Here is a 5321-nt window from a genome sequence, read left to right as displayed (position 1 = left end):
CCGCCAGGAGTGGGGCTGCTAGTGGAGCTCGGGGTGCTGGTATCGCCTCCGCAGGCGCCGAGGGCTACTGCCAAGCCCACGGCCAAAGTCAAACGAATTAATCCCTTGTTCATAAAAACTCCTTAAGATTGAAAACCCATCGCAAGGAAGGGAATAGTGTACTTGAGAAACAATGCTGGCACGAATAGCTCAACGATTCGCTCGTTGATTACAATACTGCATTTATCAATAAATTTCACCTGGATTATGGCTAACCGGCAAAGATTTATTTTTTTTTGGCAAATCCTGAAGTCAAGGGGACCAGTGGTAGGATTGGTTGGTTGGCTTGTGAGGTATCTTTGGTAAGAACAACCGATCGAACGCAGATTGCCACCACTGGCGATCGCCCTTGACAAAAAACTCTTAACCTGAATCAAGCTGAAGCTACCCCACTTTACGTATTGGTGAAGCCTATGACCGCTGCTATCAGATCCCCGGATTCTCCCCGCTCCCGATCGGCCCGCAAGTCCGAGAAGGGCGGAGCCAACCGCAAAGTTACTTCTATTGCCCGAGCTAGGCGGGCGAAGACAGGACCGGTATTGCCCAACTACTCGCGGGCCGACTCCGAGGCGATTTCTGTGCCCGGAGCATCGGTGCTGAAAGTCCTACCAGCTCGCCAGCTGCAGCCTGTGTGGTTGCGATCGCTCCTGCAGGCACAGCGCGCCTCCTCAGTGGTAGCAGTTATGCTTTTGGGCGGTGCTCTGAGTCTCTACGGCTTGACGGTTTACGGCGAGCAGCGCTGGAGTCAGGATTATCAAAAACTGGAAACTCTGCGCCTCCAGGAACAGCAGTTGAGTGCTGCTAGCGAAGTCTTGAAACACCAACTTGCTAAAGAAGCCCAAAATCCCGAAACCGGTTTGGCTGCGCAGAATCCTGGGAACACGATTTTCTTGCAGCCGGCCCCTGAAACCCGATCGCCCCTGGCGGCACCAAACTCTGAGCCCACTCTCAAGAATCGAGCCGGTGTGCAAACACCGCTGGGCTATTAAGCCTGTGTCAAAGCCGAGAGTGCCCTCCGCGCCTGAGTGTCGGAGGGCCTGAGAATTTGAGGAGATAATTTCCTTTTTGGCTTTGAATGCAAGTCGCGATCGCTCATTCCCAAGTCTTTAATTCTCTGTTATAAAATAAAAATTCTCAATCCTAATTTCTAAAATGATCTAACTTGCTATTGAATTTTTAATGCCATGAGCTACGACCCCCGTTTTGATCGCTACAGATCGCCGAACTTGAAACGCCCAAAACCGTCGGGCGATTCCCTACGGGATAGCTTCGCGGCGCGTACTGGGTGGGGAAAACAAGCCAAACCAAGAGCGAAGGGCAGTTTCGGCAGATCGCCACAACAGACGGCTCCAGCTTGGGGGCGGCCGGTGGAGCGTTTAAAACCCAGCAAGTTCCGTTTGTGGGCCGTGTGGGCGTTGTTGATGCTGGGGGGGCTGGGGCTGGCTGTGAATTTGTTTTATTTGCAGGTGACGCGAGCTCCGGCGCTGCGCAAACAAGCCGAGCAGCAGCAAACTCTCAAAACGAAGCCGTTTGTGCCCAGACGCCCGATAGTTGACCGCGCGGGGAATGTTTTGGCGATCGACAGACAGGTGTACACGCTGTACGCTCACCCTTCGTTATTTAACCACTCGAAGGCGGAAATTGCTGCTAAATTGGGTCCGATGCTGCCGATGGAACTGAGTCCGGGCACTACGGCGGAAACTGAACTGCTGCGCCGGTTTAATCTTGCTGAAAGCGGTATTACAATTGCTGAGTCTCTGGCTCAAGAGGTTGCCGATCGCGTCACGGCAATGCAAATTAAAGATAGTCCGGTGGATGGGCTGGAGTTGCTGCGCCAGCAGCAGCGTTTTTACCCGCAGCAGGAGTTGGCGGCTGATATCCTCGGTTATGTTGACGGGGAACGGAAGGGACAAGCTGGGGTGGAATACAGCCAGCAGAATTTGCTGGAACGATCGATGCCGTCGATTCAGTTTAGCAGGTCGATCGATGGGAATTGGGTTCCCGATCGGCTGACGGCGGGTTTTGTGCAGTTTGATGACTTGAAATTGCAACTGACGATCGACAGTCGCTTGCAGCGGGCGGCCCGAATTGCTCTTAAGGAAAAAATGAAGCAACACCGGGCGAAGCGGGGCACGGTGATTGTGATGGATGCCCGTAACGGGGAATTGCTGTCTGTGGTAGCGGAACCTTCTTATGACCCGAATCAATATTTTAATTTCGATTTGTCACGCTATAAAAATTGGGCTGTAACTGATGTTTATGAGCCTGGTTCGACTTTTAAAGCGATTAATGTGGCGATCGCTCTGGAAGCGGGTGCGGTGAAACCTAATACTGTTTTTAACGATGAAGGTCGAATTTACATGGATGGCTGGACTATCCAAAATTCCGATTACAAACAAGCAGGCGCGCGCGGCCCTTCTACTGTTACTGATATTTTGAAACATTCTAGTAATGTGGGGATGGTGCACGTAATGAGAAGTATGAAAGCTTCTCTTTACTATCAAGCTTTAGAAAAACTCGGACTCGGACAAACTGCGGGAACTGATTTGCCTTTTGAAGTAACCAGCCAGCTTAAAAATCGAGAGCAATTTATTAATTCTCCGGTGGAAGTTGCTACTACTGCTTTTGGTCAGGGTTTTTCGATTACTCCGATGCAGTTGGTGCAGCTTAACGGGGCTTTGGCTAACGGCGGCAAGTTGGTGACTCCTCATGTGGTGCGGGGACTTTTTGATCGGGAAGGTGAGCCTTATTGGAAGCTTCCGAGGGCTGTTACGAGGCAGGTTTTTTCGCCGGAAACTACTAAGCAGGTGTTAGAAATGATGGAAACTGTGGTTGATGGTGGTACGGGGAAAGCTGCACAAATTCCTGGCTATCGGATTGCTGGGAAAACGGGGACGGCTCAAAAGGCTAATGCTGGTGGGGGTTATTCTAACAACGCGATTATTACTAGCTTTGTGGGGATAATGCCTGTGGAGGCTCCTCGGTATGTGGTGCTGGCGGTGATTGATGAGCCTAAGCAGGGTTCTTCGGGGGGGACGGTGGCGGCGCCGATTGTGGAGTCGGTGATGGAGGCGCTGATTACTATTGAGAAGATTGCGCCGAGTAAGAAGTAGTTGATTATATTGTATGGCCTTTCTCAGTAACATGAGGTGTTCTTGGGCATTGGGCATTGGGCATTGGGCATTGGGCATTGGGCATTGGGCATACCTCACTTTCTTGAGAACCGCTTGCGCTCTGTCAGGAATTGACGATCGAATATCAGCATTGACAACCGGGCAACTCTGGACACCGCACGGTGCCGTTTCCCTACCCTAACATCATCGATCGCCCGATCGGATGTCACGATCGACAACCCGGCTATTGAGGACACCGCACCGTGCCTCTTGGTGTCAAATTAAGACCCACACCCCTGAGAAATCTCGCTTTTAACCGAGTCTAGATCCCCCTAAATCCCCCTTAAGAAGGGGGACTTTGAGAAGATTCCTGTCCCCCCCTTATTAAGGGGGGCTAGGGGGGATCGAGCCTTAATCGTCAGACAGCAGATCCGTAGTACGTTTAACGTTAAGTTGACACTAATTGGCACGGTGCGGTGTCCCTACCCCAAAATAATCGATCGCCCTGTCAGTAACAATATCTTTTGCTGTCATTGGGTTTTGATTGTCTTTTGGAGGTGCGCTTATGTCCTAGGAGAGTGGAGATGATGATGCAGCGTTGGCTGTTTCTTAAGTTGGGATGATATAGGGTTAGGGTTCCTTTGGCTCTGATACTGGTTTGGGTGCAGTCGTGGTCGCTTCGAGATACGGGGCAACCTCGGTAGTTGAACATGACTCGCCGGATTGTGCCGTTTTCTTTTTGCTCGTTGTTTTCATTTACTTGGAGCACTGTTGTTTCTTCTGTATCTATTTGAATTTGCGATTCTAGGTTTTTCCATTGGTTGGCTGGTACTTGGGCTGGGGGAATGTCGGCTTGGTGAACTGCTATCTGTAGGTTTTCTCCTACTTGTTTGAAGCTGGCTTGCCATGAAATTTTGTCCCGTTTGGCGTTGCTTTGGGCAAGTTCCATTGCCGAATAAGCTCGATCGAGCGATACTTTTAAACGCTGGTTGTTGATGAACATCAGCCAAGAGGGGGCGACGATCGCACTAAATATTCCTATGATTAAAAGAATTATCAATGACTCTATCATTGTAAAACCTGCGGCAGATGTAGTGGCTCTGCCTTTGAGCGTTTTATTTATTGACACGTAGATGCACTCCCTGATATTTGGCTGGCAAAAAAAATAGCTCGCAGGAGCTGTTTTTTTTGCTGGTATATTATTTTAACTGTTGGGCTTGCTGAATGTCTAGATCCGTATTTACTGAAAATTTATGCGAATTTAAAAGCGGGTAAGGAAAGGGCATTCAGGAGAGGGCGCCGTGCCGTTTCCCTACAGATAGGGCCTGCCAGGTATATTTTGTGAGGAGAGGGCATTCAGGACACGGCGCGGTGCGGTTTCCCTACAGGTAGGGTCTGCCAGGTATATTTTGTGAGAAGAGGGGATTCAGGACACGGCGCCGTGCCGTTTTTCTACAGCAAATTTGTCGATCGCCCGATCGCATCAAGGCCCGATCGCATCAAGGCCCGATCGCATCAACGCTCGATCGGATAAATTGCCCGATCGCATCAACGCCGGCTAAATTTGCGCTTTCACCCAAGATCGAAATGCTTTCATTGCGACGTTTCTGCCGGCGGTTTTGCTTTGCTGTAAATACTGGGGGATGAGCTCGGTGATTGGGAAGTTGGGAAACTGGAGACTGCGATCGGACTGTATGTATTTTCCATCTTGCAATACGCTGATTTGCAGGTTGCGGCCGTTGTAGCGCCACAATTCGGGTACTCCTAATGCTTCGTAGTTGTTGAACTGAGTGCGAGATGTGAGGTCGATTTCTATGGCTAAATCGGGAGGTGGGTCTGTTTCTAAGTCGATGCGGTTTTTGCCTCTGACTGCGGCTTCGTTTTGGATGTAGAAACAGGCGTCTGGTTCTACTCCTTGAGCGATGTTTTCATTTTTGAATGTGGTGGAACCCAGAGCCCAAAATTCGATGTCTAGTTCTTCGAGTAGTGCTTCGACTAAGTTACCAATCAGGACTTTACCAATTTCGTGTTCGGGTAGGGGAACCATGATTTCTAATGTTCCTTTGCTGTATGAAAGTCGGGATGCGCGACTTTCTCCCAATTCTGTTAGTAGGGTTTCAAACATCGGCCAGGTTATGTCTTTGAGTAATAGTTGATTTCCTGGCTGGA

Annotated in this window: 5 protein-coding genes; 3 read left to right on the top strand and 2 right to left on the bottom strand. The window is 50.0% G+C overall.

Annotation, left to right across the window (positions count from 1 at the left end; genetic code table 11):
- The first annotated feature begins 452 nt into the window (after positions 1-452).
- Both ACUVJL_RS12730 and ACUVJL_RS12725 read left to right on the top strand, forming a co-directional pair.
- The gene (locus ACUVJL_RS12730) at positions 453-1028 is read left to right on the top strand and encodes a hypothetical protein (RefSeq protein WP_445246182.1); all 576 of its coding nucleotides are present in this window, start codon (positions 453-455) and stop codon (positions 1026-1028) included.
- 237 nt (positions 1029-1265) lie between these two features.
- Positions 1266-3152 (top strand): peptidoglycan D,D-transpeptidase FtsI family protein, encoded by a 1887-nt coding sequence (locus tag ACUVJL_RS12725; RefSeq protein ID WP_445246181.1) that lies wholly within the window; start codon positions 1266-1268, stop codon positions 3150-3152.
- A 508-nt stretch (positions 3153-3660) separates the two neighbouring features.
- Here the strand turns inward: ACUVJL_RS12725 and ACUVJL_RS12720 are convergent.
- Positions 3661-4224: a pilus assembly FimT family protein gene (locus tag ACUVJL_RS12720; RefSeq protein WP_445246180.1), complete on the bottom strand. Its 564-nt coding sequence runs from the start codon at positions 4222-4224 to the stop codon at positions 3661-3663.
- A gap of 339 nt (positions 4225-4563) precedes the next feature.
- On the opposite strand from ACUVJL_RS12720, the gene ACUVJL_RS12715 reads away from it, so the two are divergent.
- Complete coding sequence (locus ACUVJL_RS12715; RefSeq protein WP_445246179.1) at positions 4564-4686, top strand: hypothetical protein; 123 nt, start codon at positions 4564-4566, stop codon at positions 4684-4686.
- 24 nt (positions 4687-4710) lie between these two features.
- Here the strand turns inward: ACUVJL_RS12715 and ACUVJL_RS12710 are convergent.
- On the bottom strand, positions 4711-5321 hold a 611-nt coding region (locus ACUVJL_RS12710; protein WP_445246178.1), incomplete at its 5' end, for a Uma2 family endonuclease.

It is taken from the genome of Microcoleus sp. OTE_8_concoct_300 (genome assembly GCF_031383065.1).
In the GTDB taxonomy this organism is placed as follows: Bacteria; Cyanobacteriota; Cyanobacteriia; order Cyanobacteriales; family Microcoleaceae; genus Microcoleus.
Note: the sequence above shows the minus strand (reverse complement) of the source record. Positions and strands in the feature narration are given on the sequence as shown.